At 71.5% G+C, this 26,443-nt stretch carries 27 protein-coding genes; 17 read left to right on the forward strand and 10 right to left on the reverse strand.

Annotated elements, in window-relative coordinates:
* Positions 1-105: 105 nt before the first annotated feature.
* The 3 genes from ACFUJ1_RS22470 to ACFUJ1_RS22480 are packed head-to-tail and all read right to left on the reverse strand — an operon-like array spanning position 106 to position 4,324.
* Positions 106-1,527 (reverse strand): FadD3 family acyl-CoA ligase, encoded by a 1,422-nt coding sequence (locus tag ACFUJ1_RS22470; protein ID WP_378648477.1) that lies wholly within the window; start codon positions 1,525-1,527, stop codon positions 106-108.
* An 8-nt stretch (positions 1,528-1,535) separates the two neighbouring features.
* Complete coding sequence (locus ACFUJ1_RS22475) at positions 1,536-2,732, reverse strand: amidohydrolase family protein (RefSeq protein ID WP_378648479.1); 1,197 nt, start codon at positions 2,730-2,732, stop codon at positions 1,536-1,538.
* A gap of 38 nt (positions 2,733-2,770) precedes the next feature.
* Positions 2,771-4,324, reverse strand: a complete 1,554-nt coding sequence (locus tag ACFUJ1_RS22480; RefSeq protein WP_378648481.1) for an AMP-binding protein — start codon at positions 4,322-4,324, stop codon at positions 2,771-2,773.
* Between the two features lie 195 nt (positions 4,325-4,519).
* Here ACFUJ1_RS22480 and ACFUJ1_RS22485 point away from each other — a divergent pair, with 195 nt between their 5' ends.
* On the forward strand, positions 4,520-5,104 hold the full coding sequence (locus tag ACFUJ1_RS22485) for a hypothetical protein (protein ID WP_378648483.1): 585 nt from the start codon (positions 4,520-4,522) through the stop codon (positions 5,102-5,104).
* Between the two features lie 3 nt (positions 5,105-5,107).
* On the opposite strand, the gene ACFUJ1_RS22490 is transcribed toward ACFUJ1_RS22485, so the two are convergent.
* Entirely contained in the window at positions 5,108-5,716 is a 609-nt protein-coding gene (locus ACFUJ1_RS22490) for a TetR/AcrR family transcriptional regulator (protein WP_378648485.1), read from the reverse strand.
* A 359-nt stretch (positions 5,717-6,075) separates the two neighbouring features.
* Between ACFUJ1_RS22490 and ACFUJ1_RS22495 the strand changes: the two genes are divergently transcribed.
* From ACFUJ1_RS22495 to ACFUJ1_RS22565, 15 genes are all read left to right on the forward strand, one after another.
* Entirely contained in the window at positions 6,076-6,948 is an 873-nt protein-coding gene (locus ACFUJ1_RS22495; RefSeq protein ID WP_233017334.1) for an ABC transporter permease, read from the forward strand.
* Positions 6,948-7,802: an ABC transporter permease gene (locus ACFUJ1_RS22500; RefSeq protein ID WP_378648487.1), complete on the forward strand. Its 855-nt coding sequence runs from the start codon at positions 6,948-6,950 to the stop codon at positions 7,800-7,802. Before ACFUJ1_RS22495 ends, ACFUJ1_RS22500 begins: the two co-directional genes overlap by 1 nt.
* A 4-nt stretch (positions 7,803-7,806) precedes the next feature.
* Positions 7,807-9,072, forward strand: a complete 1,266-nt coding sequence (locus ACFUJ1_RS22505; protein WP_378648489.1) for an MlaD family protein — start codon at positions 7,807-7,809, stop codon at positions 9,070-9,072.
* The gene (locus ACFUJ1_RS22510) at positions 9,069-10,115 is read left to right on the forward strand and encodes an MlaD family protein (RefSeq protein ID WP_378648491.1); all 1,047 of its coding nucleotides are present in this window, start codon (positions 9,069-9,071) and stop codon (positions 10,113-10,115) included. The genes ACFUJ1_RS22505 and ACFUJ1_RS22510 overlap by 4 nt, the downstream gene beginning before the upstream one ends.
* Positions 10,112-11,140 carry an MCE family protein gene (locus ACFUJ1_RS22515; RefSeq protein WP_378648493.1) on the forward strand — a complete coding sequence of 343 codons (1,029 nt, stop codon included), beginning with the start codon at positions 10,112-10,114 and terminating at the stop codon, positions 11,138-11,140. Before ACFUJ1_RS22510 ends, ACFUJ1_RS22515 begins: the two co-directional genes overlap by 4 nt.
* Positions 11,137-12,240 carry an MCE family protein gene (locus tag ACFUJ1_RS22520; protein ID WP_378648495.1) on the forward strand — a complete coding sequence of 368 codons (1,104 nt, stop codon included), beginning with the start codon at positions 11,137-11,139 and terminating at the stop codon, positions 12,238-12,240. The genes ACFUJ1_RS22515 and ACFUJ1_RS22520 overlap by 4 nt, the downstream gene beginning before the upstream one ends.
* Positions 12,237-13,343, forward strand: coding sequence for an MlaD family protein (locus tag ACFUJ1_RS22525; RefSeq protein WP_378648497.1), 1,107 nt, complete (start codon positions 12,237-12,239; stop codon positions 13,341-13,343). Before ACFUJ1_RS22520 ends, ACFUJ1_RS22525 begins: the two co-directional genes overlap by 4 nt.
* The gene (locus tag ACFUJ1_RS22530; protein ID WP_378648499.1) at positions 13,340-14,614 is read left to right on the forward strand and encodes an MlaD family protein; all 1,275 of its coding nucleotides are present in this window, start codon (positions 13,340-13,342) and stop codon (positions 14,612-14,614) included. The genes ACFUJ1_RS22525 and ACFUJ1_RS22530 overlap by 4 nt, the downstream gene beginning before the upstream one ends.
* Positions 14,615-14,626: 12 nt before the next feature.
* The gene (locus ACFUJ1_RS22535) at positions 14,627-15,262 is read left to right on the forward strand and encodes a hypothetical protein (protein WP_378648501.1); all 636 of its coding nucleotides are present in this window, start codon (positions 14,627-14,629) and stop codon (positions 15,260-15,262) included.
* A gap of 91 nt (positions 15,263-15,353) precedes the next feature.
* On the forward strand, positions 15,354-16,634 hold the full coding sequence (locus tag ACFUJ1_RS22540) for a cytochrome P450 (RefSeq protein WP_378648503.1): 1,281 nt from the start codon (positions 15,354-15,356) through the stop codon (positions 16,632-16,634).
* Between the two features lie 26 nt (positions 16,635-16,660).
* Positions 16,661-17,494: a mycofactocin-coupled SDR family oxidoreductase gene (locus ACFUJ1_RS22545; protein WP_378648505.1), complete on the forward strand. Its 834-nt coding sequence runs from the start codon at positions 16,661-16,663 to the stop codon at positions 17,492-17,494.
* A 4-nt stretch (positions 17,495-17,498) separates the two neighbouring features.
* Positions 17,499-18,404 carry an LLM class flavin-dependent oxidoreductase gene (locus ACFUJ1_RS22550; protein ID WP_378648507.1) on the forward strand — a complete coding sequence of 302 codons (906 nt, stop codon included), beginning with the start codon at positions 17,499-17,501 and terminating at the stop codon, positions 18,402-18,404.
* A gap of 64 nt (positions 18,405-18,468) precedes the next feature.
* On the forward strand, positions 18,469-18,936 hold the full coding sequence (locus ACFUJ1_RS22555) for a MarR family transcriptional regulator (RefSeq protein ID WP_378648509.1): 468 nt from the start codon (positions 18,469-18,471) through the stop codon (positions 18,934-18,936).
* Between the two features lie 93 nt (positions 18,937-19,029).
* The gene (locus ACFUJ1_RS22560; RefSeq protein WP_378648512.1) at positions 19,030-20,028 is read left to right on the forward strand and encodes an acyl-CoA dehydrogenase family protein; all 999 of its coding nucleotides are present in this window, start codon (positions 19,030-19,032) and stop codon (positions 20,026-20,028) included.
* Entirely contained in the window at positions 20,012-21,187 is a 1,176-nt protein-coding gene (locus ACFUJ1_RS22565) for an acyl-CoA dehydrogenase family protein (protein WP_378648514.1), read from the forward strand. The genes ACFUJ1_RS22560 and ACFUJ1_RS22565 overlap by 17 nt, the downstream gene beginning before the upstream one ends.
* A 52-nt stretch (positions 21,188-21,239) precedes the next feature.
* On the opposite strand, the gene ACFUJ1_RS22570 is transcribed toward ACFUJ1_RS22565, so the two are convergent.
* Complete coding sequence (locus tag ACFUJ1_RS22570; protein ID WP_233017348.1) at positions 21,240-21,791, reverse strand: carboxymuconolactone decarboxylase family protein; 552 nt, start codon at positions 21,789-21,791, stop codon at positions 21,240-21,242.
* Between the two features lie 119 nt (positions 21,792-21,910).
* Here ACFUJ1_RS22570 and ACFUJ1_RS22575 point away from each other — a divergent pair, with 119 nt between their 5' ends.
* The gene (locus ACFUJ1_RS22575) at positions 21,911-22,483 is read left to right on the forward strand and encodes a hypothetical protein (RefSeq protein ID WP_378648516.1); all 573 of its coding nucleotides are present in this window, start codon (positions 21,911-21,913) and stop codon (positions 22,481-22,483) included.
* Between the two features lie 4 nt (positions 22,484-22,487).
* On the opposite strand, the gene ACFUJ1_RS22580 is transcribed toward ACFUJ1_RS22575, so the two are convergent.
* The 5 genes from ACFUJ1_RS22580 to ACFUJ1_RS22600 are packed head-to-tail and all read right to left on the reverse strand — an operon-like array spanning position 22,488 to position 26,354.
* On the reverse strand, positions 22,488-22,823 hold the full coding sequence (locus tag ACFUJ1_RS22580) for a hypothetical protein (RefSeq protein WP_378648518.1): 336 nt from the start codon (positions 22,821-22,823) through the stop codon (positions 22,488-22,490).
* A gap of 43 nt (positions 22,824-22,866) precedes the next feature.
* Positions 22,867-23,937 carry a dihydrodipicolinate reductase gene (locus tag ACFUJ1_RS22585; RefSeq protein ID WP_378648520.1) on the reverse strand — a complete coding sequence of 357 codons (1,071 nt, stop codon included), beginning with the start codon at positions 23,935-23,937 and terminating at the stop codon, positions 22,867-22,869.
* A gap of 35 nt (positions 23,938-23,972) precedes the next feature.
* Entirely contained in the window at positions 23,973-24,809 is an 837-nt protein-coding gene (locus ACFUJ1_RS22590) for an acyl-CoA thioesterase (RefSeq protein WP_378648522.1), read from the reverse strand.
* Positions 24,810-24,858: 49 nt separating this feature from the next.
* On the reverse strand, positions 24,859-25,353 hold the full coding sequence (locus ACFUJ1_RS22595; protein ID WP_378648523.1) for a twin-arginine translocation pathway signal: 495 nt from the start codon (positions 25,351-25,353) through the stop codon (positions 24,859-24,861).
* Positions 25,350-26,354, reverse strand: a complete 1,005-nt coding sequence (locus ACFUJ1_RS22600; protein WP_378648525.1) for a hypothetical protein — start codon at positions 26,352-26,354, stop codon at positions 25,350-25,352. Before ACFUJ1_RS22600 ends, ACFUJ1_RS22595 begins: the two co-directional genes overlap by 4 nt.
* Positions 26,355-26,443: the final 89 nt, after the last annotated feature.

Here is a 26,443-nt window from a genome sequence, read left to right on the forward strand (position 1 = left end):
GTGCCCGGCGCGTGGCCGTGCGCCGGGCACCGTGCGCGCCCGAGCCGCGGCCGGGCCGCCCCGGGCGCACGTGGGGGTGTTCGGAGGAACGCGCCGGGGGCGGACTCAGCGCAGCTGGTCCTTCATCACCTTGCCGGTGGCGTTGAGCGGCAGTGCGTCCAGGAAGCGGATCGAGCGCGGCACCTTGTAGCCTGCCATCCGATTCCGGCTCCAACCGATCAGCTCGTCCTCGGTGAGCGGCGCCGACGGCACCACGTAGGCCCGCCCGACCTGCCCGAGCCGCTCGTCGGCCACCCCGACCACGGCGGCCTGCGCCACCGCGGGGTGCTCGAGCAGGAACCCCTCGATCTCGGCCGGGTAGGCGTTGAAGCCGCCGACGATGAACATGTCCTTCTTCCGCCCGACGATCCGCAGCCTGCCCTCCGGGTCCAGCTCACCGAGGTCACCGGTGTGCAGCCAGCCCTCCGGGTCGATCGCCTCGGCCGTGGCCTCGGGATCGTCCAGGTACCCCTGCATGACGCTGTAGCCGCGGACGAGCACCTCGCCGTCGTCCGCGATCCGCACCTCGATCCCGTCGCACGGCTGCCCGACGGTGGTGGCGATCTGCTCGAAGGTGTCGCCGGGGCGGGACGCCGTCGCGGTGCCCGCCTCGGTGAGGCCGTACCCGGTCATGATCGACCGGAACGGCAGCTCCTCGCGCACCCGGCGGATGAGCTCCACCGGGATGTCGGCCGCGCCGGTGACGGCGGCCCGCAGCGAGGAGAGGTCGCGGGTGCCCTTCGCCGCGAGCAGCGAGTGGTAGAGCGTGGGCGGGCCGGGCAGCATGGTGATCCGCTCGCGCTCGACCAGGTCGAGCACGGTGTCCACGTCGAAGACCGGCACCGGCAGGATGGTGGCGCCGCGGATGAGCGAGGCGACCAGCCCGGCCTTGAGCCCGAAGGTGTGGAAGAACGGGTTGACGATCAGGTACCGGTCACCCTCGCGCAGGTCGGCGAGATCGCACCACTCCGCGTAGAGCCGCAGCGTCTGCGCGTGGTTCATCAGCGCGCCCTTGGGGCGGCCGGTGGTGCCGGAGGTGAAGATGATGTCGGCGATGTCGGTGCCTGCCACCGGGCGCTCGAACGGCTCCCCGCTGCCGAGGAACTCCGACTTCAGATCGAGCACCGGCACGTCGGCGGTGTACTCGGTGCCCTGGAAACCCTGCTGCACCAGCACCGCCTTCGCCCCGCTGCGCCGGATGACGTCGCGCGCCTCCTCCGCCTTGAACCGGGTGTTCACCGGAACCAGCACGCCGCCCGCGGCCATCAGCCCGAAGGCGGCGACGATCCACTCGGCCGAGTTCGGCGCCCAGACCGCGGCCCGGTCGCCCTTCTCGATACCGAACGCGGCGAAGGCGCCCGCGGCGCGGCGCACCCGCTCCGCGAGCTCGGTGTAGCTCCACCGCAGCTCACCGTCGACGACCGCCTCGGACGAACCGAAGCGGTCGGCGGCGGAGAGCACCATCTGTGGGATGGACTCCCAGGTCATGGTGGGGTTCAGACCTTGAGCAGCCGGGCCAGGTTGCCGCCCATGATGCCCGCCTGGTGCTCCAGCTTCATGTCCTTGATCTCGTGGATGTAGCGGGCCGGTTCGGCCAGCCCCTCCGGGTGCGGCCAGTCCGAGCCGAAGAGCACGTGGTCGGCGCCCATCACGTCGGAGAGCCGGACCAGGTCCTCCTCCCAGAACGGGGAGACGTAGAGGCTCTGCTTGATGGCCTCGACCGGGTTGCGGAAGCCGAACCCCTCCGGCGCCTTCTTGTACACGTCGGAGAGCTGCTGCAGCAGCGGCTCCAGCCAGGCCGAGCCGTTCTCGATGACCGCGATCTTGAGATCGGGGAAGCGGTTCAGCGCGCCGTGGCAGACCCAGGAGGCCACCGCGTCGGTGACCGGCCGCCACTGGTTGGTCATGGCGAAGGTGTTGGTCTGGAAGGGCAGCATCTCCAGGCTGTTCCCCTCCCACTCGGCGTCGTAGCGCGAGTAGCCGCTGTCCGAGGAGTGCATGGTGACCAGCACGTCCAGCTCGACAACGCGCTTCCAGAACGGGTCGAACTCCGGCAGCGCGAACGAGCGCATGCCCTTGTAGCCGGGCACCGGCGCCGGGCGCACCAGGATGGCCTTGGCGCCGTGCTCGACGACGGCCCAGTTCAGCTCGGCGATCGCGCGGTCGACGATGGGCAGGGTGATCACCGGGATGGTGAAGATCCGGTCCGAGTGCACGAAGGCGCCGTCCTGGCCCCAGTCGTCCAGCATCCAGCGGTTCAGCGACTCGACCACCGCGTGGATCAGCTCCGGGTGGTGCCGCATCCGCTCTTCGATCAGGCTGGCCAGGGTCGGGAACATCAGCGCGCGCTGCAGCTGCAGATCGTCCATGACCTTGAGCCGGGCGATCGGGTCGCGGAAGGCGTCGATCGCCTTCATGGACTTGCCGAAGATCTCCCTGCGGCTCTTGCCCTCCGGGTTCCCGTGCTTGAAGTACTCCTCCATGGCACCGGGGCGGGCGACGACCTCGAAGGTCGGGTTCGGGATGTACTCGCTGATCTGGCCGAGCACCGCGATCTTGGTGCGGCCGTTGATCTCGACGTACTGGATCGCGCCCTTGTACTGCTCCGGCAGGTACCGGGTCAGCGCTTCCTTCGTCTCGTAGAGGTGGTTGTCCGCGTCGAAGAGCTGATACGGCAGGTCTACTTTGCTCATGGAATCCTCCTTGTCGTCTAGCGAGAATGATATTCTCTTCAAGAGCGGGCCGCAACGTCCTGAGTGGCGGCGAGTTCGCGGCGGACCACGTATTTCTGGATCTTGCCGCTGGGCGTGCGCGGGAAATCCGCGACGACGTGCACCTGCTCCGGCCACTTCTGCTTGGCCAGCCCGGCCGCGGCGAAGTGCGCGCGCAGTGCCTCCAGGTCGGGGGCTTCGTGCCCGGGCAACAGCCGCAGCACCGCGGCCGCGCGCTCGCCGAGCCGCGGATCGGGCACCGCCACCGCGACCGCCTCGGCCACGCCGGGCAGCGTCAGCAGCAGCTCCTCGACCTCGAGCGCGCTGATGTTCTCGCCGCCGCGGATGATGATGTCGGACTTGCGGTCGGTGATGGTCAGGTAGCCGTCCGCGTCCAGCACGCCGATATCGCCGGTGTGGTACCAGCCGTCGGCGTCGAAGGCCGTCGCGGTGAGCTCCGGGTCGACGTAGCCGAGGCAGAGGTCGGGGCCGCGGCTGATGATCTCGCCGTCCGCGGCCAGCCGGAGCTCGACGCCGGGCAGCGGGTCGCCGTCGGTGTAGAGCCGCTTCTCCTCGGGCGCGCTGTGCAGCGAGCCGGTGATCGAGGGGTGCTCGGTGCTGCCGTACGAGCGGTAGACCGTGATCCCAGCGCTCGCCAGCCTGGTGGTGATCGCGGCGGGCACCGCGGCGCCGCCGAGCCCGGCGTAGCGCATGGCGGGCAGGTGCGCGGGGGTGTGCTCGGGGTGGTCGAGCAGGCTGGTGACGTAGTACGGAACGCCGCCGCCGACGGTGATGCCGTGCGTCGTCATCAGACCGAGGATGCGGGCGGGGTCCCAGACGTCGATGAGGTGGATCGGCTTGCGGTCCAGCACCGGGATGAGCAGCGCGTTCACCATGCCGATGAAGTGGCCGACCGGGGCGGCGGTGAGCTGGTCGCCGCGGTCGGCGGGGTACCACGCGGCGAGCTGCCTGGTCTCGTGCACGAGCGTGTTGTGGCTGTGCACGACGCCCTTGGGCGCCCTGGTGGTGCCGGAGGTGAAGGCGATCAGCGCCGGGCCGTCCGGGTCGGTGCCGAGCACACCCGGCATGGGCTCCGGGTCGAGCAGGTCGTCGAAGTCGCGACCGACCACGCCGGTGATCGGCACCCCCGCGTAGGGCTCCGGCGGGAACTCCAGGCTGCCGAAGCGCTCCAGCGTGACGAACACCTTGGGCCGGACCGTCTCCAGGATGTAGCCGAGCTCGCGGCGGCCGTAGAAGTGCACCACCGGGACGACGGTGGCGCCGAGGAAGGCCGAGGCCCAGAAGGTCGCCGCCGCCTGCATCCAGTTCGGCAGCTGGAAGGCCACCACGTCGCCCGGGCCGACCCCGCGCCTGCGCAGCCCCGCCGCGAGCCGCCGCGCGACCTGCTCGACCTCGGCGAAGGTGCCGTCGTAGGGCCGCTCCTCGGAGTGGATCCGGAACGCGGCGCCCGGCGCGGCGGCGAGCCCGCCCGCCAGCAGCTCGCCCAGCGTCTCACCGGTCCACCAGCCCTGCTCGCGGTAGTGCTTGGCCAGCTCGGGAGGAATCGTGCGCATGGGAGCCCCTTCTCGACCGCATAGCGTTCTCCCGAACAGAGAATCACATTTTCCAGCGGGAGAACAAGCGTGTGGCCTAGGGTGTGGTCGGTAGTTCGTCCCGGGTAGTGCGGCAGCCCCGCGTCCCCCCAGTCCCGACGCCGCCGGGCGCCCGGAGCGATCGCCGTGTCGACTCTCGATCTCGGGATGGAACCCATGGCTACTCGATCCGCCGCCCCCGGCGTCCACTCCGTCACCCACTGGCGGGCGCATGCCCGCGAGCACCCGCTCCGGCACCGGCTTGCGGTGGTGGCCCCGGACGCCGCCGACGTCATCCGGAATGCCGGTGGCTGGCTCTTCGACCGCTCCGCGGCAGGCTGGGAGGTGACCGTGCTTGTCGCCGACTCCGCCGACGTCGCGCCGCTGCGGATCCTCGGCGCCACCGTGCTCGACCTGCGCCAGGCGCTCGCCGGGCCGATCCACGAGATCTGGCCCATGGCGGTGGCCGTCTCCGCCGCGACCTACCGGGTCGAGCCGATGGTCCGCACGGGGGTGCTGGACTGCCTCGATCGCGGCCTCACCGAGATCGCGGTCTGGGGCGACGACCTGCCGGACGAGCTGGCGGGCCGGGTCGCGCCCTCCTATCACCGGGTCAGCGTCGCGGCCCGCGCCTTCAAGTCCTGCGCGCTGACCGCCGCAGGCTGCGCGGGGGAGCAGGTGCCGCCGACCGAGGTCTTCGGCGCCGGCGAGCTGCTGCCGCCGCGGTACCGGGCCGAGATGCGCGACCTGCTGCCCGCCTGACGGTCAGCCCGCGGGCTCGGGGCTGCCCGCCCTGGCCCGTTCGAGCTGGGCGATCTCCCGCTCGACGAGGTCGAAGGCCTCGCCGTGCCCGCCGGACATGCCGAGCGCGCGCTCCAGCACCACCACCCGGGAGATGCTCGTCATGAGCACCGCCATCGCGGCGGGCGGGAAGCGCTCGGTGTCCAGCCCGTACTCGGCGAGGATGCGGGTCAGCGCGGTGGTCTGGATCGTGCGGAAGCGCTCGGCGTAATCGGCGACCGCCGCCCGGATGGCCGGGCGGTGATTCGACAATCCGACGAACTCCATGGTGAAACGGACCGCGGCGGGATCGATGCTGAATTCCCAGAGCGCGCGCAGCGGGGCGGACGTTTCCATCATCTCGGCCTGCATTATGAGCCCCTCGTCCGCGCGCCGGGTGAAGATTTCCAGCAGGAGGTCGTCCATCGAGCGGAAGTAATAATGCACGAGCTGGGGTTTGAGCCCGGCGCGCTCGGCGACGCGCCGTGAGGTCACCGCCGCCCAGCCCTCGTCGAGCAGCAGCTGCTGGGCGGCCTCCAGCAGGACACCGCGGTTCTTGGCGTCGGGGGCGCCGATACGGCGGGGTGATGGCATCCGCCTGCTCCCTTCCGGAGTCCTGGTCGTGGGATCAATTCGTATCGTAGTAGCGGACCGCTGTCACTATTGACGCCTCTTCCCGAATCATGCTATGCATGTGCACAGCATCTGATCCGGAGGGACGGCTCTGCGATTCCTTCCGGGTTGACGGGAAATTCCCGGTCGCCCCTCTTTCGCATTTTCCGACATATCCGAAGTGAAACGCGTGTGGTTCGAGGAGAATCTAATTCTCTGAATCGTGCATTCCACTCTTGACGTCGCTGAGAGATAGCGCTCACAATGGGAACAGTTGGTTCTCGCAGAGTGCGGTACGCGATTCTCAGCGACTCTCCCGCCGCCGATCAGAAGGTTCATCGATGACGCTCAGCCCTGGTCCCGCAGGCGGTGAACTCCCCGCCGCGAAGCCGGCGACCCGGGAGGTCACCGACTGGGGCCGCGGCTACCTGAAGCGGCACCCGGTGGCCGCGCTGGAGACCGTCGGCGGGCAGTTCGTGCTCGGCGTCCGGGCCATCCAGTACCTGGTCGCCGATATCGTCACCGGGCGCTTCAACTTCGCCGAGTTCGTCAGGCAGTCGGCCTTCATGGCCTCGGCGGCGGCGCTGCCGACCATCTTCGTCTCGCTGCCCATCGGCGTGACGCTCTCCATCCAGTTCGGGCTGCTGGCCGGGCAGGTCGGCGCCACCTCGCTGGCGGGCGCGGCGAGCGGGCTCGCGGTGATCAGGCAGGGCGCGCCGATGGTGGCCGCGCTGCTCATGGCCTCGGCCGTCGGCTCGGCCATCTGCGCCGATCTCGGCAGCCGCAAGATCAGGGACGAGCTGGACGCCATGGAGGTCATGGGCGTCTCGGTGATCCGGCGGCTGGTCGTGCCGCGGGTGGCGGCCGCGGTGCTGGTCGGCGTCTCGCTCACCGGGGTGGTCTGCTTCGTCGGCTTCCTGGCCGGTTACCTGTTCAACGTCTTCGTGCAGGGCGGCGCGCCCGGCAGCTTCGTCGCCACCTTCGCCTCCTTCGCCACCGTCGGCGACCTGTGGCTCACGCTGGTGAAGGCCGTGGTCTACGGCGCCATCGTGGCGGTGGTGGCCTGCGAGAAGGGGCTCGGCACCAAGGGTGGGCCGGCCGGCGTCGCCAACTCGGTGAACTCGACGGTGGTGTCATCGATCCTGCTGCTCATGGTGGTCAATGTCGTGTTCACGCAGATGTTCATGATCCTGTTCCCGCGGTCGGGGCTGTGATGGCCGCGCCGTACCGCCCGCTCGGCACCCGCACCCTGCTCCGCACCTCGCGGCAGGTCGGCGTCTCGTTCATGCGGCTCGGCCACATGATCAGCTTCCTGGTGCGCGCGCTCGGCTCGATCCCGGTGATGCTGCGGCACTACCGCGGCGAGTTCCTGCGCATCCTCTCCGACATCACCTGGGGCAACGGCTCGATCGTCGTCGGCGGCGGCACCGCGGGGGTGATCATCGTGCTCGGCGCGGCTGGCGGCGCCATCGTGGGGCTGGAGGGGTACAACGCCCTGCACCTGCTCGGCATGGAGCCGACCATCGGGCTGATCGCCTCCACCGCCTCGACCAGGGAGCTGGCGCCGATCATGGCCTCGCTGGCCTTCGCCGCGCAGGCGGGCTGTCGCTTCACCGCGCAGCTCGGCGCGATGGGGATCGCCGAGGAGATCGAGGCGATGGAGTCGATGGGCATCCGCTCGATGCCGTACCTGGTGAGCACCAGGCTGCTCGCCTCGATCGTGGCGATGGTCCCGCTCTACGTCATCTGCCTCGCCGTGAACTACATCGCGGTCGAGCTGGTGGTCGGGCTCTCCGGCGGGCTCTCGCGCGGCACCTACCAGCACTACTTCCAGCTCGTGCTGAACGGCCCGGACATCGTCTACTCGCTGCTCAAGGCCATCGTCTTCGTGATCATCACGACCACCGTGCAGTGCTACTACGGCTTCTACGCCGCGGGCGGGCCGCAGGGGGTCGGCATCGCGGCGGGCCGCGCCATGCGCGCCGCCATCTCGCTGATGATCATCGTCAATCTGCTACTCACGATCGCGCTGTGGGGCATCGGCGCCAGCGCCCGGCTCGGAGGCTGAGGTCATGTCGGTGCTGTTCGAGAAGGACGGCCGCGGGCCGTCCGGCACCGCGCTGCTGCTGCGCGGGCTGGTGCTGGTGCTGGCGACCGCGCTGGTGGTGACGCTACTGCTGCTCAAGTCCACCGGCCGCTTCGACGAGAAGCTGGAGGTGACGGCGGTGCTCGCGCAGCTCGGCGACGGGCTGCCGACGCGCTCCGACGTCAAGTTCCGCGGCATGCTGGTCGGCATCGTCGCCGGGGTCACCCCGGCCGTCGGCGACGCCGGGAACCGGGTGCTGCTCCAGCTCGACCCCGTTGCCGCGCAGGGGATTCCGAGCACGGTGACGGCCAGGGTGGTGCCGAGCAACGTCTTCGCGGTCTCCTCGGTGCAGCTGGTCGACAACGGCCCGGGCCCGGCGATCGGCCCGGATACCGAGATCACCCAGGACACCAGCCTCTCCACCGTGCAGTTGCAGACCGCGCTGACCAAGCTGCGCGAGATCATCGCCAGCACCGCGCGGATCGGCGCAGGCAATACCGTCGGCATCCTCGCCACGGTGGCGCGCGCGACCGACCGGCGCGGCGCCGACCTGGTCGAGGCGGGCGCCCAGCTGAACCGGATCACCACCGAGTTCGACGCGCTGCTCACCCCGGACGGCGGCCCGCCGACGCTCACCATGGTCGCCGATGCCGTACGCGGGCTGAACACCTCAGCCCCCGACCTGCTCGACGCCCTGCACCACGCGGTGCTGCCCATGCGCACCCTGGCCGAGCAGGACGCCCAGCTGGCCGGGCTGCTCGGCGCGGGCAATGCCACCTTCGGCACGCTCGCCGGTTCGCTGGATCGGCGCACCGACCAGATCGTCGACGTCACGCAGAAGATGGGGCCGGTGATCGACGTCTTCGCCGAAGGCTCCCCGGCCTTCGGCCCGATCGTGGTGCGCATCAAGCGCCTCTCCGAGCTCTGGTTCTCCGAGTTCTGGAATGCCGACAACCCGCGCGGGCGCGGCAAGTTCCAGTTCCGCTTCACCCCGCACACCCCCTACACCAGGGCCGACTGCCCGCGCTACGGCGAGATCGCCGCACCGAGCTGCGGCACCGCCCCCGCCGACATCCCGATCGAGCCGGTGCCCGCCGCGCTCGACCCGGCGAACCAGCCGGCCGCGCCGGAGCTGCCGCCGGAGATCAGGGACCTGATCGAGCGGGCACTGCAGGGCAACCCCACCGGCGCCGAATCGCTGCTGGCGCCGCTGGTCGCCGACGGCCCGTTCCCGACCGGCGGTGCCCGATGAGCTACCGCCGCCCGCTGATCGGGGTCAGCCTCTTCGTCGCCGTCGCGATGGCGCTCATCTGGGTCACCTTCGTGACCCTCGATCGCGGCATCAACGGCGACACCGAGGACTACTCGGCGGTCTTCAGCGATGTCAGCGGTCTGCGCGTCGGCGACGACGTGCGGATGGCCGGGGTCAGGGTCGGCCGGGTGGACGGCATCGAGCTGGACGGCCTGCGGGCCAGGGTGCGGTTCCGGGTGGAGAACGACCAGACGCTCTACGGCAACACCAAGGCCGCCATCACGTACCAGAACGTCATCGGACAGCGCTACCTCGGGCTCGCGCTCGCCGAGTTCGGCGACGGCTCGGCGCTGCGGCCGGGCGCGGAGATCCCGCTCGAACACACCGAGCCCTCCTTCGACATCTCCGCGCTGCTCAACGGCTTCGAGCCGCTCTTCGGCGGGCTGGATCCGGCGCAGGTCGACAATGTGACCGGCGCGCTGATCAAGGCGCTGCAGGGCGACCGGACCTCGCTGGTGCTGCTGGTGGAGCAGGTCTCGTCGCTGGCCGAGTCGCTGGCCGGGCCGGACCAGGTGCTCGGCGCGGTGATCGGCAACCTGAACGCGGTGGTCGGCAACCTGGCGCTGCAGACCGGCCAGATCGGCTCGCTGATCGGGCAGTCGCGGGCCATCGTGGACGGGCTGACCAGGCACCGCGACGAGCTGTTCGGCGCGCTGGACCAGGCGGCGGTCACCACCGGCGGGCTGGCCGACACCATGGACGGCATCCAGCCCGAACTCGAGTCCATGCTGAATCGCGAGCCCGGCTTCACCAGGCATTTCGCCGAGAACAAGGAGAACTTCGCCTACCTCGGCTTCAACCTGCCCGGGTTGCTGAAGGGGCTGGCCAGGGTGAGCCAGGAGGGCCCGTACCTGAACACCTATCTGTGCAACTTCGGCGTCACCATCCTGCCCGCGCTCTCCTCGCTGGTCCCGACCGTTGTCGACCTGGCAACTCCCGGCGGGCAGGCCAAGTACTCCCCGATCTGTAGGTCCACCGAATGACGAAGACGTGGAAGCGGCCGCTCGAGGAGCACCGCCGCGGCGTGCTCGGGCTGATCGCGGTCGCGGTGCTGCTCGCGGTGCTCGCGGCGGCGGTCGGCTGGAGCCGGATCGGCATCGGGACCACCCGCTACGAGGCGGAGTTCGCGCAGGCGGCCGGGATCAGCTCCGGCGACCAGGTGACCCTCGCCGGCGTCCCGGTCGGCACCGTCGACGCCACCCGGCTGGCGGGGGACCGGGTGCTGGTGACGCTCGCGATCGACTCCGGGGTGCCGCTCGGCACCAGCACCGGCGCCGCCATCAAACTCACCACGCTGCTCGGCGCCCGCTATGTGGAGCTGCGCCCGGCGGGCGACGGGGAGCTGCCCGACCACCGGATTCCGCTGGAGCGCACCGAGGTCCCCTACGACCTGCAGACCGCGCTGGACAACGCCACGGTGACCTTCGACCGGCTGGACGCCGGGCAGATCGGCACCTCGCTGAACACCCTCGCCGCCCAGCTACAGGGGGTCCCGACGGTGCTGCCCGGCATGCTCGCGAACGTCCGCGCGCTGGCGACGATCATCGGCGACCGGCGCACCGAGCTGAGCGCACTGCTCGCCGCGAGCCAGCAGCTCACCGGCGTCGTCACCGACCAGCAGGCGAACCTGGCCGCGATCATGACCCAGGGCCGCGACCTGCTCACCGAGATCGTCGCCCGCCGGGACATGGTGCTGCGGCTGATGGACGCAACCCGCCGACTGGCCGACCAGGTCAGCACCCTCGTCGTGCGCGACCGGCCCGCCGTCGACACCCTGATCGCCGGGCTCGACGAGCTGCTCGGCAGCCTGGCCCGCAACGACGCGCTGCTGCGCAGCACCCTGGAGATCCTGCCGATCCCGATCCGCAACTTCGCCAATGCCTCCGGCACCGCCAACGAGGTCGACTTCACCGCGCCCGCCGGGCCGCTGATCGACTCCTGGATGTGCGCGCTAGGCGGGCGCGCCGAGGGAGCCGGGCTCGCCCCCTACCACGAGGACTGCCAGTGAGAGCGAAGCGAGTCCTGGTCCGGGCCGGTGTGGTGCTGGCGATCGGCGCGCTGGCCGGCTGCGCGGGCAGCGCCGTCGTCCCGGACGACACCATCGCGGTGACCGCGCAGTTCGACAACGGCGCCGGGCTCTACCCGGGCAACGCCGTCGCGGTGCTCGGCATGCCGGTGGGGAAGGTGACCTCGGTCGAGCCGCGCGGCACGCACGTCGAGGTGCGCATGGAGTTCGACGCCGACGTCGACATCCCGGCCGACGCGCGCGCCGTCACGCTCTCCACCTCGGTGCTCACCGACCGGCACGTCGAGTTCACCCCCGCCTACCGCGGCGGGCCGACGCTGGCCGACGGCGCCAGGCTGGGCCCGGAGCGCACCCGCACCCCGGTCGAGTTCGACCGGCTGCTCGGCGCCGCCGAGCGGATGGCGGGCGAGCTGCAGGGCGAGCAGCCCGGCGACGGCCCGGTGGCCCAGCTGCTCGGCGTCTCCGCGACCATCGCCACCGGGAGCGGGCCGGAGCTCAGGCAGACGCTGGACCAGCTCGCCACCGCCCTGAAACTCGGCAGGGACGGCGGCGCGGAGACCCGCGACACCCTCACCAAGCTGGTCGACCAGCTCGCCCAGCTGCTCCGCGCGGCCGCCGCCAACGAGGACACCATCCGCCAGTTCGGCGCCGCCGCTCGACAACTCGGCGACGTGGTGGCCGACCTGGACATCGGCACCGGCGACACCGGCGCGCAGATCACCGACATCATGCGGCAGACCGACGCGCTGCTCACCGAGAACGCGGGCGTGCTGGAGTCCACCCTCGCCAACGGCGCGACGGTGACCAAGGCGCTGGCCGACTACCGCAGCGAGCTCGGTGAGTTCATCGACGTCACTCCGCTGCTGCTGAACAACGCCTACAACGCGGTCGACTTCCAGTACCGCGGCGTGCGGGTGCACGCGCTGCTGGACAAGGTCTTCTTCGACGGCCAGCTGGTCAAGGAGGTCTGCAACATCCTCGGGCTGCGCCAATTGGGCTGCGCCACGGGCACGCTGCAGGACTTCGGCCCCGACTTCGGGATCACCGACATGCTCGACGCCATGTCCAGGATGCCGCGATGAGCGCCGGTCGGGTCACCCGCGCCGCCGCGCTCGCCGTGGCGGCGCTGGCCGCGAGCACCGGCTGCGCGGTCGGGCTCGGCGATCTGCCGCTGCCCGCCCCCGGCTCCGGCGGCGACAACTACACCGTGCGGGCGAGCTTCGCGAACGCGCTGAACCTGCCGGCCAAGGCGAAGGTGCGGCTCTCCGGCGCCGATGTCGGCGAGGTGAGCGACATGGCGGTGCGCGACTACACCGCCGTGGTCACGCTGACCATCCAGCAGGGGGTCCGGCTGCCGCTCGGCACCAGGGCCGAGCTGCGCACCGCGACCCCGCTCGGCGACGTCTTCGTCTCGCTCACCCCGCCCGCCGAGGCCACCACCGCCACCCCGGCGCTGGCCGACGGGGACAGCATCGCCCTCGACCACACCTCCGCCGCGACCACCATCGAGGAGCTGCTCACCACCGCCTCGCTGCTGGTGAACGGCGGCGCCCTGCGCAACCTCACCACCATCGTGAACGGGCTCGGCAACGCCGTCGGCGAGCGCGGCGACCGGATGGCCGAGCTCATCGACCGCTCCACCCGGGTGGTGCAGGCGCTCTCCGCCCGCTCCGACGACATCCGCTCCGCGCTCGCCGAGGTGGACCAGCTGGCCCGCCGGATCGACGAGCAGCGCGGCACCGTCGACGACGTCATCGCGGCGGCGGGCCCGGCGCTCGACACCCTGCGCGCCAACTCCGGCCAGGCGCTGACCCTGGTCAACGAGGTCGAGCGGATCACCGCGCAGGTCGGCCGCTTCCCCGGGGTGAACGGCGAGCAGACCACCGGCATGATCGCCGACATCAATACCATCGCCGCCCAGCTGAATTCGGCGGCGACCAACCCGAATGCCAGCGTCGCGGCGATGAACGCGCTGCTCGGGCCGGTCATGGCGGTCACCGTGAGCACCTCGGCCAGCACCGACGCGGACTGGCAGGACCTGGCCATCGGCGCGCTGCCCGACCCCAACCACCCGGGCGACCCGGAGAGCAGGCTGCCCGACCAGCGGGACTGGCAGAACTTCATCGGCACCCTCACCTACACCCTGCTGAAACTTCAGGGCCGGATCACCGGGGGTGCGCGGTGAGCGCGCTGGAGCGGCCCGCCCGGCTGCTGGTCGGCACGGTCTCCGCGGTGCGGGCGCGGCGCTCCGCGGTCTCCGCGGTGGCGCTGGCGCTGACCCTGGTCGTCGGGGTCGGGTACCTGGTGTTCGGCTCGCTCGGGGTGAACCCGGCGGCGGAGACCATGCGGGTCAGGGTGCACCTGGCCGACTCCGGCGGGCTGCTCGCCGGGCAGAACGTCACGCTGCGCGGGGTGCCGATCGGCAAGGTCGAGTCGGTGCAGCTCGCAGGCACCGGGCTGGTCGCCACCGCGGTGATCGATGCCGCCACCGCGGTGCCCGCCGACGGCGAGGTGCGGGTGGCGAGCCTGTCGCTGGCGGGGGAGCAGTACCTGGACTTCCGGCCCGACCGGGACGGCGGCCCCTACCTCGCCGACGGCGCCGAGATCGCCGTCGAGCGGACCAGCACCCCGACCCCGCTCTGGAAGACGCTCTCCCAGCTCGATTCCACGCTCGCGCAGGTCGATCCGGCGCAGCTGGCGGCGGTGGTGGACGAGCTCGGGGTCGGGCCGGAGGGGCCGGACAAGCTCGCCGACCTGCTCGACAGCGGGATCTTCCTCGCCTCGACGCTGGATTCGGTGCTGCCGCAGACGGTCTCGCTGATCCGGGACAGCAGGCAGGTGCTCGGCACGGTCAGCGACCTCGCGCCCGGGCTCGGCGATTTCGCGGCCGACATGAACGTGGCGCTGACCGGGGTGGAGGCCAAGTCCGGCGGATACGTCGAGCTGCTGAACGCCGCGCCGGGCACGCTCCGCGCGCTGGACGCGCTGCTGGCGCAGAACTCGCCGAACGCCGCCGCGCTGCTCGGCAACCTCGGCGTCGTCGCCGACACCACCGGCCCGCGGGTGCCCGCCTTCCGGGAGTTCTTCTTCCCGACCGAGCGGGCCGGCTCCACCCTCGACGCCATCGCGGTGGCCTTCCACGACGGCGGCGTCTGGGGGCTGGTGAACCTCTACCCGCGCTACGCCTGCGACTACGACCTGCCGCGGCGCCCGCCCTCGCTCCCCGACTTCCCCGAGCCCTACCTCTACACCTACTGCCAGGACAACGACCCGTCGGTCCTGATCCGCGGCGCCCGCAACGCCCCGCGCCCGCCCGGCATCGACATCCCCGGCGCCCCGCCCCCCGGCGAGCCCGCCGACCGCCAGGCCACGCCGACCCCCATCGGCCCGCTCTCCCTCCCGCTCACCTTCGCGGGCCCCCCGCTCCCACCCCCGCCCCCGGCCCCGCAACGCTGAGAGGAACCACTCATGAGTGACACCGACACCGCCGTTGACGCCCGGCCGGACACCGCCCCCGGCAAACCCGCCGAACCCGCCGCCGAGAAGCCCGACGACTCCTCCGCAGGCAAAACAGTCGAGAATGCCACCGCAGGTGGCGGCGAGACCCGCGGCAAGCACTGGCTGCGCATCGCTCGCAAAGCCGCCCTGCCGATCACGGCACTCATCGCCATCGCCGCGACGACGGCGGCGATCATCCTCGGCGTCCAACTCCGCGACGAGCGCAAGACGGACGCGGCCGCCGCCGCCGCCCTGGACGCGGCGAAAACCTACGCCGTCACCCTGACCAGCGTCGACTCCAACAACCTCGACGCAGGCTTCACAGCGGTACTCGACGGCTCCACCGGCGAATTCCGCGACATGTACACGCGATCCAGCGGCCAGCTGCGCCAGCTCCTCCTGGAGAACAAGGCGACCGGCAAGGGAACCGTCCTCGACGCCGCCGTCAAGTCCGCGACCGAAACCGAGGTCGACGTCCTCCTCTTCATCGACCAGACCGTCACCAACGCCGCCTCCGCGGACCCGAGGATCGACCGCAGCCGCGTCGAGATGACCATGCAGCTGGTCGACGGCCGCTGGCTCGCCAGCCGCGTCTACCTGCCCTGATACGCCCCCTCCGGCCGATCCGGAGATCTCTCGCAACTAAGCGAGAACGAAATTCTCCACCTGAGATATGATTGTTTCCGAGGAGCTACCGATGACCGACTTCGACACCGTCGACTACTTCACCGATCCGAGCCTGGTCCCGGATCCGTACCCCTACTTCGACCACCTGCGCGCCCAGTGCCCGGTCAAGCAGGAGCCGACCTTCGGCGTCTACGCCGTCACCGGGTACGAAGAGGCCACCGAGGTCCTGCGCGACACCGAGAAGCTGTTCTCCTCGGCCATCGCCGTCGGCGGCCCCTTCCCGCCGCTCCCGTTCCAGCCCGAGGGCGACGACATCACCGAGCAGATCGAGCAGCACCGCTCGCAGCTACCGATGTTCGAGCACATGGTCACCATGGACCCGCCGCAGCACACCTACGCCCGCTCGGTCCTGAACCGGCTGCTCACCCCGGCCCGGCTCAAGGAGAACGAGGAGTTCATGTGGCGGCTGGCCGACCAGCAGCTGGACGAGTTCCTCGCCGACGGCAAGACCGAGTTCCTCGCCGCCTACGCCAAGCCGTTCTCGCTGCTGGTCGTCGCCGACATGCTCGGCGTGCCGGAGGAGGACCACCAGCAGTTCCGGATCGTGCTCGGCGCCGAGCGCCCCGGTTCCCGGGTGGGCGCGCTGGACAACGAGATCGTGGCCTCGAACCCGCTGGAGTGGCTGGACGAGAAGTTCGTCCAGTACATCACCGAGCGCAGGGAGAACCCGCGCGACGATGTCCTCACCTCGCTGGCCCAGGCCAAGTACCCGGACGGCTCCACCCCCGAGGTGATCGACGTGGTCCGCTCGGCCACCTTCCTCTTCGCCGCGGGCCAGGAGACCACCGCCAAACTGCTCGGCGCCGCCCTGCGGGTGCTCGGTGACCACCCCGAGGTGCAGCAGGCGCTGCGCGCGGACCGCAGCCTGATCCCGAATTTCATCGAGGAGACGCTGCGGATGGACTCGCCGGTGAAGTCCGGCTTCCGGCTGGCCAAGCGGGCCACCCAGGTCGGCGAGGTGGACATCCCGGTCGGCGCGACCGTCATGGTCTGCCCCGGCGCCGCCAACCGCGACCCGCGCCGCTTCGAGAACCCGCACGAGTTCCGGTTGGACCGCAAGAACTTCCGCGAGCACATGGCCTTCGGCCGCGGCGTGCACTCCTGCCCCGGCGGCCCGCTGGCGCGGGTCGAGGGCCGGGTCTCGATCGAGCGGATTTTGGACCGGATGCTCGACATCGGGATCGACGCGGAGCAGCACGGCCCGGCCGGTGAGCGCCGCTACGACTACGAGCCCACCTTCATCCTGCGTGGCCTCAGCAACCTGCACATCACCTTCACCCCCAACCCCTGAACCACACACACGGAGAGAGGTCCACGATGACCGGACGGGTCGACGGCAAGGTCGCCTTCATCACCGGCGCGGCGCGCGGCCAGGGTCGCAGCCATGCGGTCCGGCTGGCCCAGGAGGGCGCGGACATCATCGCGCTCGATGTCTGCAAGCAGCTCGACAACGTGCCCTTCCCCATGCCGACCTCGGACGATCTCGCCGAGACCGCCGACCTGGTCAAGGCGGCGGGCGGGCGGGTCGTCACCGTCGAGGCGGACGTCCGCGACTTCGACGCGGTGAAGGCCGGGCTGGACGGCGCGGTCGAGCAGCTGGGCAAGCTGGACATCATCATCGCCAACGCGGGGCTCGCCAACGAGGGCGGCGCGCTGGTGGAGATGCGCGAAGACCTCTGGGACGACATGATCGGGGTCAACCTGACCGGCGTCTGGAAGAGCGTGAAGGCGGGCATCCCGCACCTGCAGGCGAACGGCAGCGGCTCGATCGTGCTGACCAGCTCGGTGGGCGGGCTCAAGGCGTACCCGAACGTCGGCCACTACGTCGCCGCCAAGCACGGCATCGTCGGGCTCATGCGCACCTTCGCGGTGGAGCTCGGGCACCAGAACATCCGCTGCAACTCGGTGCACCCCACGCACGTCAGCACCGACATGCTGCTCAACGAGGGCACCTACAAGCTGTTCCGCCCCGACCTGGAGAACCCGGGCCCGGACGACATGAAGCCGATCTGCCAGATGTTCCACGTGCTGCCCACCCCCTGGGTGGACTCGGTGGACGTCAGCAACGCGGTGCTGTACCTGGTCTCGGACGAGGCGCGGTTCATCACCGGCGTTCCGCTGCCGGTCGACGCGGGCTCGATGCTCAAGTAGCAGCATGGAATTCGGGTTGTGCCTGCCGTGCCTCGGCGAGTTCGCCGAGCCGCGGCGGGTGGCCGAGCTCGGCCGGGAGGCCGAGAGCTGCGGATGGGACGGCGTCTTCGTCTGGGACCACGTCGTCTTCCCGTTCGGCGACACCGAGGTGGCCGATCCCTGGGTACTGCTCACCCTGCTGGCCGCGGCCACCACGCGGATCCGGCTCGGGCCGCTGGTCACCCCGGTCGCCCGGCGCAGGCCGTCGACGCTGGCCAGGCAGACCGCCACTGTCGACCGGCTCGCCGGCGGGCGGCTGGTCTTCGGTGCCGGGCTCGGCTTCCCGCTGGCGGCGGAGTACGGCAGCTGGGGTGAGGTCGCCGAGCCGCGCGCGGTCGCGGCGCGGCTGGACGAGGGACTCGACCTGCTGACCCGGCTCTGGACGGGGAAGCCGGTCTCCTTCCGCGGTGCGCACTTCCACGCCGAGGTCGGCGCCCTCCTGCCCGCCCCCGCCCGCCGTCCGCCGATCTGGATCGGCGGCAACTGGCCGAGCCTGCCTCCGCTGCGCCGCGCCGCCCGCTGGGACGGTTTCGCGCCCATGATCATCGGCAAGGACGGTTCCTTCGCCCCCACCACCGGGGTGGTCCGCGAAATCGCCTCCCGCCTGGCGGAATTGCGCGCCGCGGGCACCCTGCCGCCGGACGCCGCCGGAGTCGTCGCCGGTGCCGCCGCGGCGCTCGGCGCCGAGCAGCCGGACCGGTTCGACCTCGTGGTCACCGGGCGCACCGACGGCGCCGAGCCGGACCGCGATGCCGACACCGCCGCGGCGGTGGAAGAAGCGGGCGCAACCTGGTGGCTCGAGGGCTTCGGCCCCGGCCGGGGCGAGTTCGAGCGCGCCCGGCGCCGGATCGCCGCCGGCCCGCCCCGGTGAACTCCGCGCTACTCTCGAAACGAGAGTCTCTCTTTTCCGGAGAGATCGGCGGAAGGACACGGACATGCCCGCGACCAAGGAAACCCGATCGGATACCGCCCGCGCCCTGCGCGACGCGCTGCGCGCCCAGGCCACCAGGACGGTGGTGTTCCACAGCGCCGTCGCGGCCCGGCTCGGCATCACCGTCACCGACCTGAGCGCGCTGAACATGCTCAGCATGGCGGGCCCGCTCACCCCGGGCCAGCTCGCGGACCGCCTCGGCATCACCAGGGGCGGCGCGGTGACGACGGTCGTCGACCGCCTGGAGAAGGCGGGCTATGTGCGGCGCAGCCGGGACGAGGAGGACCGCCGCCGGGTCCGGGTCGAGTTGGTCGCCGTGCGCGCCGACGTCGCCGTCGCCCCGCTCTTCGGCGCCATCGGCCAGAGCCTCCCGGACGACGAGGAAACCCTCGCCGTCCTGCTCGCCTTCGTGCAGAAGCTGAACGGCGCCCTGGAGCGCGGCACCGAAAGGGCCACCGCCGATCGCGGCTGACCACCCCTGCCTGGCGTTCCACGCGATGAAATGGTAACTCTTGAATATGAGAATCTAGTTCTCATCGAGAGTACGGCGAGGAGGCAGGCCGAGATGCTGTTCGAGTTCGACTCCGACCAGCGGCTGTTACGCGAGACGGTGCGTGACGTCGCGGCGAAGGAGTGCCCGCCCGCGCTGATCCGGGACATCGTCGACAAACAGGGCGACCCGGCCCCGCTCTGGCAGACCTACGTCGGCCTCGGCTGGACCGAGCTGACCGAGCCGGGCGAGACGGTGGAGCTCGGCATCCTGTTCGAGGAGCTGGGCCGGGCCACCGACCCCACCCCGTTCCTCGCCACTATGTCGCAGTTCGCGCCGCTGGTGCCAGGCGTCGGCAAGCTGGACCGCCCGGGCGCCGCCGTCTACGAGGGCGTCACCGCCGCCCCGGACGGCACCGGCTGGCGGCTCACCGGCACCGCGCACCACGTGCTCGACGGCGACCGGGCCGAGCGGTTCGCGGTGGTCACCGGCGCCGGCGTCTTCGTCGTCCCCGCCGCCGCGGTGACCGCGCGGCGCACCTCGGTCTTCGACCCGGTGCTGCACCTGGCCGAGGTCACCTTCGACGGGGTCCGGCTGGAGGCGGCCGAGCGCACCACGGTCGATGTGGAGCGGGCCAAGCAGTACGCGCTCACCGGGATGGCGCTCACCACCGTCGGCGCCTGCCGTCGCATCCTGGACCTGGTGCTGGAGCACGTGCGCAGCCGCAAGCAGTTCGACACCGTGATCGGGTCGTTCCAGGCGGTGCAGCACAAGGCCGCCGACATGCACATCGCCATCGAGCGGGCCCGCGCGCTCGGCTTCTTCGCCGCGCTCTGCCTGGCCGAGGACGACCCGCGGCGCGGGCTGGCCGCCTCGATGGCGAAGGCGGCGGCGGGGGAGTGCCAGTCGGTGGTGTTCCGGCACGGCGTCCAGCTCTTCGGCGCCATGGGCTTCACCTGGGAAAACGATCTGCAATTCGCGCTCAAGCGCGCCAAGACCGGCGAGCTGCTGCTCGGCGGGGCGGCGGAGCACCGGGCGCTCGTGGCCGAGGAGTACCGTGCGTCTCTCGTTTGATTCCGACGTCGAGGAGTTCCGCGCCGAGTTCGCGGCCTTCCTCACCGAGCACCAGCCCGGCGAGGACGAGGCGCGGGAGCGCTCGAAGTCCAGTGCGGATGTTCCCGAGTGGGCCCGGCGCTGGCAGCGGCTGCTCTTCGACAACGGCTGGCTGCTGCCCGCCAACCCGCCGGAGTTCGGCGGCCGCAACGCCTCGGTGCTACAGCAGTACGTGCACCTGGAAGAACTGTCCAAGCGACGGATCTACCACTCCTTCAACCCGCAGGGCCTCGGCATCATCGCCGCCTCGCTGCTCTCCTTCGGCACCGAGGAGCAGAAACACCGGTGGGCCGTGCCGATCCTGCGCGCGGAGATCACCGCCGCGCTCGGCATGAGCGAGCCCGGCGCGGGCTCGGACCTCGCGGGATTGCGCACCCGCGCGGTCCGCGACGGGGACCACTACGTGGTGGATGGCCAGAAGGTCTGGACCTCCGGCGCGCACGACGCCGACGTCCTGCTCACCTTCGTCCGCACCGACCCCACCGCCCCCAAACACAAGGGCATCAGCGTCCTGCTGATCCCCACCGACACCCCCGGCGTCACCCGCCGCCCCTTCCCCTCGGCCTGCGAACGGGACGACCTGGACTTCAACGAGGTCTACTTCGAGGGCGTGCGGGTGCCGGTCGCCAACCTGGTCGGCCCGGAGAACGGCGGCTGGACGGTCGCCAACGGCTCGCTCGGCCACGAGCGCACCCTGCTCTGGCTCGGCTACGCCGACCGGTTGCAGGACCTGCTCGCCGACTTCCGGCCGCGGACGGTCTTCGACCGCGACGCCTACGCCGGGCTGGTCATGGACAGCTACGCGCTGCGGCTGCTCGGCTCGGCCGCGCTGGCCAGGGAGTCCCGCAACGAGCAGGACGTGCCCGCGCTCTCGGTGCTCAAGGTGCTCGGCTCGGAGGCGGTGCAGACCGCCACCGAGCACGCGCTCACCGCGGTCGGTACCGACGGCCTCGCCTCCCCGGCGATCAGCTCGCCGCCGAGCCCGCTGAACCTGGAGAACTTCTGGTGCGGCTGGTTCGAGCGCTACCTGCGCAGTTTCGCGGGCACCATCGCGGGCGGCACCTCGGAGATCCAGCGCAACATCATCGCGCAGCGGGTGCTCGGGCTGCCGCGCGCCTGATCGTCCGCGCGCACGGCGGGGGCCCCGGAATCCGGGGCCCCCGCCGTCGTCGTCAGCGCTTGCCCTCGTACCCCGCGGTCGGGTCGGGCGAGATGCCGAAGCTGTTGAAGGCCAGCGCCAGCGTGGTGTAGCAGCCGACGGTGAAGACGAAGTCCATCCGCTGCCGGTCGTCGAAGCGCTCGCCGAGCGCGTCCCAGGTCTGCGCGGAGAGCACCGACTTGTCGTCCAGCTCGTCCACCGCCTCCAGCAGCAGCCGGTCGAAGGGGTCGGGGGCGCTGCCGTTGCGCCTGGCCGCCTCCACCTCGGCGTCGGTCAGCCCGACCTCCTTGCCCATCGCCACGTGGTGCAGCCACTCGTAGACGCACTCACGCCGGTGCGCCACCCGCAGGATGATCAGCTCGCGCTCGCGCGGCTCTATCGTGGAGTTGAAGAGCAGGTGCACGTTGAAGCCGAGGAAGGCGCGGGTCAGCTGCGGGTGCCGGACCAGAACCGAGAGCGCGTTGCCCGCGCCGTCGGGGTTGCGGCGCTCCCGTGGCAGCATGCGGGAGAGGGCCTTGTCGACCTCCTCGTCCCACTGATCGCCCGGAAGGGGGGTCAGAGCCATGACGGTCTCCTGTCGGATTCGAGAGGATCGGCAACGGATTGTGCCGATTCCGCGTATGGGTTCTCCCAAAGTGAGAATATACTTTCCACAAAAGAGAGCGACGCGCAGAACGGACGATCATGGCTGCTCACACCTCCGATCCCGCTACCGGCAGGCGGGCTCACTCCCGCAAGCACCTGCTCCGCTACCGGCTGGCGGTGGTCGCGCCGACCGCCGCCGATGTGGTGCGGCACGCGGGTGGCTGGCTGTGCGACCGCACCATGGCCGGCTGGGAGGTGACCGTCGTGCTCGCCGACACCACCGATGCGCGGCCGCTGGAGATCCTCGGCGCCACCGTGCTGGATCTGGAGACCTCGCTGGAGAGCACCGTGCACGACACCTGGCCGCACGCGGTCGCGGTGGCGCCGGAGCTCTTCGACGCCGACCCGCGGGTGCGCCGTGGCGTGCTCGACTGTCTGGACAACGGGCTGATCGAGGTCGCGGTCTGGGGCGAGGAGCTCCCCGCCGAGCTGGACGCCAGGCTCGGCACGGTGCATCACAGGCTCAGCGTCGCGGCGCGCGCCTTCAAGGGCTGCGCGCTGGCGGCGGCGGGGCTGCGGGGTGCCGATATCGAGTACTCCGAGGTCTTCCGCAGCGGGGAGCTGCTGCTCACCGGCGCGTGGGGCGGTACCGACCTGGTTCCGGTGGGCTGAGGAGTCAGGACGCCAGCCTGGCGCCGGTGACCGTGGTGCGCGGCTCGCCCTGCCAGCCGCAGGGCAGCCCGCAGCTCGCCCGCAGCACGACCTCGGTCGCGCCGCTCGCCATCTCGCGCTCGATCGCCGACGCCTGCGCCGGGTAGCCGCACTCCGGGCACTTCTCGAAGAAGTCGAGCACGTCGCGCACGCGCATGCGGATCGGCCGGTCCAGCGGCTCGGGGTGCCGCGCCGCCCGCGGCAGCAGTGGCCGGACATCGCCGCTGCGCGGGGCGCCGCGGCGATCGGCGGCGGGGTCCGGCAGCCGGCCGCTGCCGATCAGGGGGGACAACCGGATCATGCTGTGAGAATAGCATTCTCTATTTGTGTGAGCTGAGTTTTCGTCAGCTCCGGCCGAGCTCGGCGACGATCGGCGGCAGGTCCCTGGTGGTGCGGATGCCGGGCGGCGCGGCGCGCAGGTAGGCGACGGCGTTCACCGCGCGGTTCGCGGCGTAGCGCGGGGAGACCGCGGCCAGCCGGTCCGGCCGCACGGGGTAGCGCAGCGAGAGCTCCACCGGGGTCTCGCCCTCGACGCTGACGTGCCAGCCGGTCTCCCTGACCGCCCAGGCCGGGTCCAGGTCGTCGGTGCAGTACCAGGTCGAGCGGTAGCCGAGCAGGTCGTGGCCGCCCGCGACGCCGGTGACGGTGATGCGCTGGGCCGCGACGGTACCGGCGGGGATCACGGTGCCCGCCACCGCGACGTCGCGCGCGGCGACCGCGTGCTCGCCGCGCACCGCGACGGTGTCCAGCGGCAGCCGCAGCGACTCGGCGAGCAGCCGCAGCGACGGCGCGTGCAGCCTGCGCGCGTGCGCCAGCCGCTCCGGCTCGAACTCCCGCGCCGCGCCGCCGAACCCCATCGCCTCCAGCACCAGCCGGTCGGCGCCGTGCGTGGCCAGCTGCACGCTCTCCTCGATGGCGATCCGCTCCACCCGGCGCTGCAGCGAGCTGAGCGCCACCGGCAGCGTCTCGGTGACGAAGCCGGGCGCGACCCCGGTGCTCAGCACCGAGGCACCGCCGAACCAGCAGGCCGCCTCGATCCGGGCGCAGATCTCGGGCGCCATGCTCTCCGGGTGCCGCAGCTCGCCGTGCGTGGTGACCACGTCGATCCCGGCGACCAGCAGCCTGCACACCTCGTCCGGGTCGAAGAGCCGCGGCATGTAGAGCACGCAGTCCGGGGCCAGCGCGAGCACCTCGGCGACATCGGTGGTCGCGGTGATCCCGGTGGCCCGGCCCGCGCCGCAGAGCTCGGCCGCGTCCAGCCCCGCCTTGGCCGGGTCGTGCACGAGCACGCCGCAGAGCGCCAGGTGCGGGTGCTCGAGCACGGCGCGCAGCGCGTGCGCGCCGACATTGCCGGTGGCCCACTGCACCACCCGGTGGGTGGTGGCCGGGGTCGGCAGGAGCGGTTCGATGGCCATGGCGGTTCCGTTCGATCGAGGGCGCGGGTGACCGGCTACGGCCGGAAGCGGAGCAGCCCCTCCTGCGCGAAGGAGGCGACCAGCGAGCCGTCGGCGGTGAAGACGTCGCCGCGGCCGTAGCAGCGGCCGTGCGCGACCAGCGGGCTGTGGTGCCGCAGCAGCAGCCAGTCGTCGGCGCGCAGCGCGCGGTGGAACCAGAGCGAGTGCGTGATCGGCGCCGAGGTGAAGTCGGTGCCGTTGCCGGCCTGGCTCACCCCGCCGAGCGGGCGCAGCGCGGTGCCGATCGGGAAGAGGTCGGTGGCGTACGCGGCGAGTGCGGGGTGCAGCTCCGGCGGCGCGGCCGGGGTTCGCATCCAGACGTCGTAGTCGGGTGCCTCGGTGGCGGGGTCGTCCAGGTCGGCGGTGGCCCTGGTCTCCCACGGGAGCAGCGGCATCTCGATCCGGTGGCCGGGTCCGGGCAGGGCGGGGAGTTCGGGGGAGGTCTGGTGGGCCGGGCCGTCCTCGGGCAGGTGCAGCGAGACCATCGCGGTCGCCACCACGTCCCGCTTCTGCCGCGCGGTCACGGTGAGCGCGGCGAAGGAGCGGCCCTCCTGCTGGCGCTGCACGATGTAGTAGACCGGGGCGTCGCCCTTTCCCTCGTGCGCGAAGAGCGTGTGCAGGGATTTCACCGCCTTGGCCGGGCAGGCGAGCTGCGCCGCGCGCACGATCTGCGCGAGCACCTGGCCGCCGAAGAGCCAGCCGTTGTCCAGGGGGAGGCTCGGGCCCTCGTAGACGGTCAGGGTCTCGCGGCGCCTGCCGCGGTCACCGGGCGGAGTGGTCGGCCGCTGACGCAGGTCGAGGCACTCGAGCAGATCTCCCCACAGGTCAGGCATACCTAAGTGTAAACGAACTACCGGCTCGGGAGAATGTTATTCTCCGAAGTCAGACCGGGTCGAAGGCGGCGATGCGCCAGGAGTCGGAGACCTTGTCCAGGGTCACCCGCACGCTGCTCGCGGCCAGTGCCGGGTCGGGCTTCTCGGCACTGGTGGTGCTCTGGTTGATGAAGACCAGCACCACCGCCTGGTCCTGCCGCAGCTCAGCGACGGCCGCGCGGACCACCGTCGCGCTGGTGCGCACCGACTTCTCGCGTGCCGCCGGGGCGACCACCTGCTCGGTGAACTGGCTGTAGTAGTCCAGGAAGTCGCCGGTGAGGTGCTGTTCGGCGGCGGCGAAATCGCGGTCGAGGGTGTCCGGGGCGTAGGAGAGCAGCGCGACGGTGCCCTCGGTGGCGGCGGCGACCGCGCGCTCCTGCGCGGCGGTGCCGGTGCCCTCGTCCGGGCGGTTCGCGGCGTACAGCGTGGCGGCGGTGGCGATGCTCGCGACCACCAGGATCGCCAGCAGGATCGAACCGGCGTTCGCGCGCAGGCGGGCGGTCACGGGACGAACTCCACTTTCGACATGCGCATGGTGTCGCCCTCGCGCTGCACGGTGACGCTGAGCCGCCAGGCGCGCGGCTCCTGCTGCGCGCCGCCGGAATTGGTGACCTTCGAGGTGGCGGCGACCAGGACGACGGCGGAGTCGTCGGTCATGGACTCCACCGCGACCGCGTTCACCGTGCCCTCGGTGGCGACCTGGGACTGCTCGATGACCGAGGTGAAGTCGGCCGAGCGGCCCTGGAAGTCGTCTCGGAACGTGCCGGTCGAGTTGTCGAGGACGCGCTGCACGTCGGCGGCGGCGTGCGTGAAGTCCAGGGTGGTCAGCGCGACCACGCCCTGCTTCGCCGCCGCCGCGAACTCGCCCTCCCTGCGCTCCTGCGCCGCGGCCTCGCGGTGCTGGTACCCGAGGAAGCCTGAAGTCGTCAGCGCCGCGGCGATGGTCAGCACCGCCGCGGCCCGCAGCGCCGTCCGGCGGGGGTGCGCGGCGAGCGCCGTGCGCAGGCGCCGCAGCCGTCCGGTGCTTTCCCCTTCGGCGGCCGGCTCTTCGGTCGGGCTCCCCTCCGCCACGCCCGCGGAGTTCGCTCCCGCGGAGACGTCCGGCTCGGCTCCCGGGGCGCCCTCCGGCTCGCTATCGGGGGCGACGCCACCCGCGCTCGCTGTCGCGGGCCGGGCATCATCCGTCTCGTCGCGCGCGTCGGCATCGGCGCTCGTTGGTGTCGCGCTCCCGGATTCGCCGGCCGCGACGCCGCCCACGCTCGCCGACTCGGTGGTCCCGCCGCTGGCGGCGCTCGCCGATTCGGCGGTCTCGACGCTGGCGGCGGCGTCGTCGACGCTCGGCGCGGAACGCCTGCTCCCGGCCTCGCGGCGCAACTGCGCGGCCTTCGCACGCGCTCGCGCGGCGTCGGCCCGCGCCTCGGCGGCAACAGCCTCCGCTTCCGCCACCTCCGCGGCGAGCAGGAGATCGTCCGCGACCGCCACGTCGTGTCCGGTGACCGGGCTCATGGGCAACCTCCGTTCGTCTCGGAATCGGATGAGAATGACGTTATCACGCAAGTGCAGAGCTATTTCCGCGATTCCGGGGCGCGCGGACT

The sequence above is a fragment of the Nocardia sp. NPDC057227 genome, from assembly GCF_042669725.1.
Classification (GTDB): Bacteria; Actinomycetota; Actinomycetes; order Mycobacteriales; family Mycobacteriaceae; genus Nocardia; species Nocardia asteroides_A.

Excerpts from the sequence above, each read along its gene's own strand:
- ACFUJ1_RS22600 (WP_378648525.1), bottom strand. The coding sequence starts at position 26,354 with ATGAGCCCGGTCACCGGACACGACGTGGCGGTCGCGGACGATCTCCTG.
- ACFUJ1_RS22590 (WP_378648522.1), bottom strand. The coding sequence starts at position 24,809 with ATGCCTGACCTGTGGGGAGATCTGCTCGAGTGCCTCGACCTGCGTCAG.
- ACFUJ1_RS22470 (WP_378648477.1), bottom strand. The coding sequence starts at position 1,527 with ATGACCTGGGAGTCCATCCCACAGATGGTGCTCTCCGCCGCCGACCGC.
- ACFUJ1_RS22485 (WP_378648483.1), top strand. The coding sequence starts at position 4,520 with ATGGCTACTCGATCCGCCGCCCCCGGCGTCCACTCCGTCACCCACTGG.
- ACFUJ1_RS22480 (WP_378648481.1), bottom strand. The coding sequence starts at position 4,324 with ATGCGCACGATTCCTCCCGAGCTGGCCAAGCACTACCGCGAGCAGGGC.
- ACFUJ1_RS22555 (WP_378648509.1), top strand. The coding sequence starts at position 18,469 with ATGCCCGCGACCAAGGAAACCCGATCGGATACCGCCCGCGCCCTGCGC.
- ACFUJ1_RS22535 (WP_378648501.1), top strand. The coding sequence starts at position 14,627 with ATGAGTGACACCGACACCGCCGTTGACGCCCGGCCGGACACCGCCCCC.
- ACFUJ1_RS22580 (WP_378648518.1), bottom strand. The coding sequence starts at position 22,823 with ATGATCCGGTTGTCCCCCCTGATCGGCAGCGGCCGGCTGCCGGACCCC.
- ACFUJ1_RS22490 (WP_378648485.1), bottom strand. The coding sequence starts at position 5,716 with ATGCCATCACCCCGCCGTATCGGCGCCCCCGACGCCAAGAACCGCGGT.
- ACFUJ1_RS22545 (WP_378648505.1), top strand. The coding sequence starts at position 16,661 with ATGACCGGACGGGTCGACGGCAAGGTCGCCTTCATCACCGGCGCGGCG.
- ACFUJ1_RS22495 (WP_233017334.1), top strand. The coding sequence starts at position 6,076 with ATGACGCTCAGCCCTGGTCCCGCAGGCGGTGAACTCCCCGCCGCGAAG.
- ACFUJ1_RS22575 (WP_378648516.1), top strand. The coding sequence starts at position 21,911 with ATGGCTGCTCACACCTCCGATCCCGCTACCGGCAGGCGGGCTCACTCC.
- ACFUJ1_RS22525 (WP_378648497.1), top strand. The coding sequence starts at position 12,237 with ATGAGCGCCGGTCGGGTCACCCGCGCCGCCGCGCTCGCCGTGGCGGCG.
- ACFUJ1_RS22585 (WP_378648520.1), bottom strand. The coding sequence starts at position 23,937 with ATGGCCATCGAACCGCTCCTGCCGACCCCGGCCACCACCCACCGGGTG.
- ACFUJ1_RS22500 (WP_378648487.1), top strand. The coding sequence starts at position 6,948 with ATGGCCGCGCCGTACCGCCCGCTCGGCACCCGCACCCTGCTCCGCACC.
- ACFUJ1_RS22540 (WP_378648503.1), top strand. The coding sequence starts at position 15,354 with ATGACCGACTTCGACACCGTCGACTACTTCACCGATCCGAGCCTGGTC.
- ACFUJ1_RS22475 (WP_378648479.1), bottom strand. The coding sequence starts at position 2,732 with ATGAGCAAAGTAGACCTGCCGTATCAGCTCTTCGACGCGGACAACCAC.
- ACFUJ1_RS22505 (WP_378648489.1), top strand. The coding sequence starts at position 7,807 with ATGTCGGTGCTGTTCGAGAAGGACGGCCGCGGGCCGTCCGGCACCGCG.
- ACFUJ1_RS22570 (WP_233017348.1), bottom strand. The coding sequence starts at position 21,791 with ATGGCTCTGACCCCCCTTCCGGGCGATCAGTGGGACGAGGAGGTCGAC.
- ACFUJ1_RS22550 (WP_378648507.1), top strand. The coding sequence starts at position 17,499 with ATGGAATTCGGGTTGTGCCTGCCGTGCCTCGGCGAGTTCGCCGAGCCG.
- ACFUJ1_RS22515 (WP_378648493.1), top strand. The coding sequence starts at position 10,112 with ATGACGAAGACGTGGAAGCGGCCGCTCGAGGAGCACCGCCGCGGCGTG.
- ACFUJ1_RS22560 (WP_378648512.1), top strand. The coding sequence starts at position 19,030 with ATGCTGTTCGAGTTCGACTCCGACCAGCGGCTGTTACGCGAGACGGTG.
- ACFUJ1_RS22510 (WP_378648491.1), top strand. The coding sequence starts at position 9,069 with ATGAGCTACCGCCGCCCGCTGATCGGGGTCAGCCTCTTCGTCGCCGTC.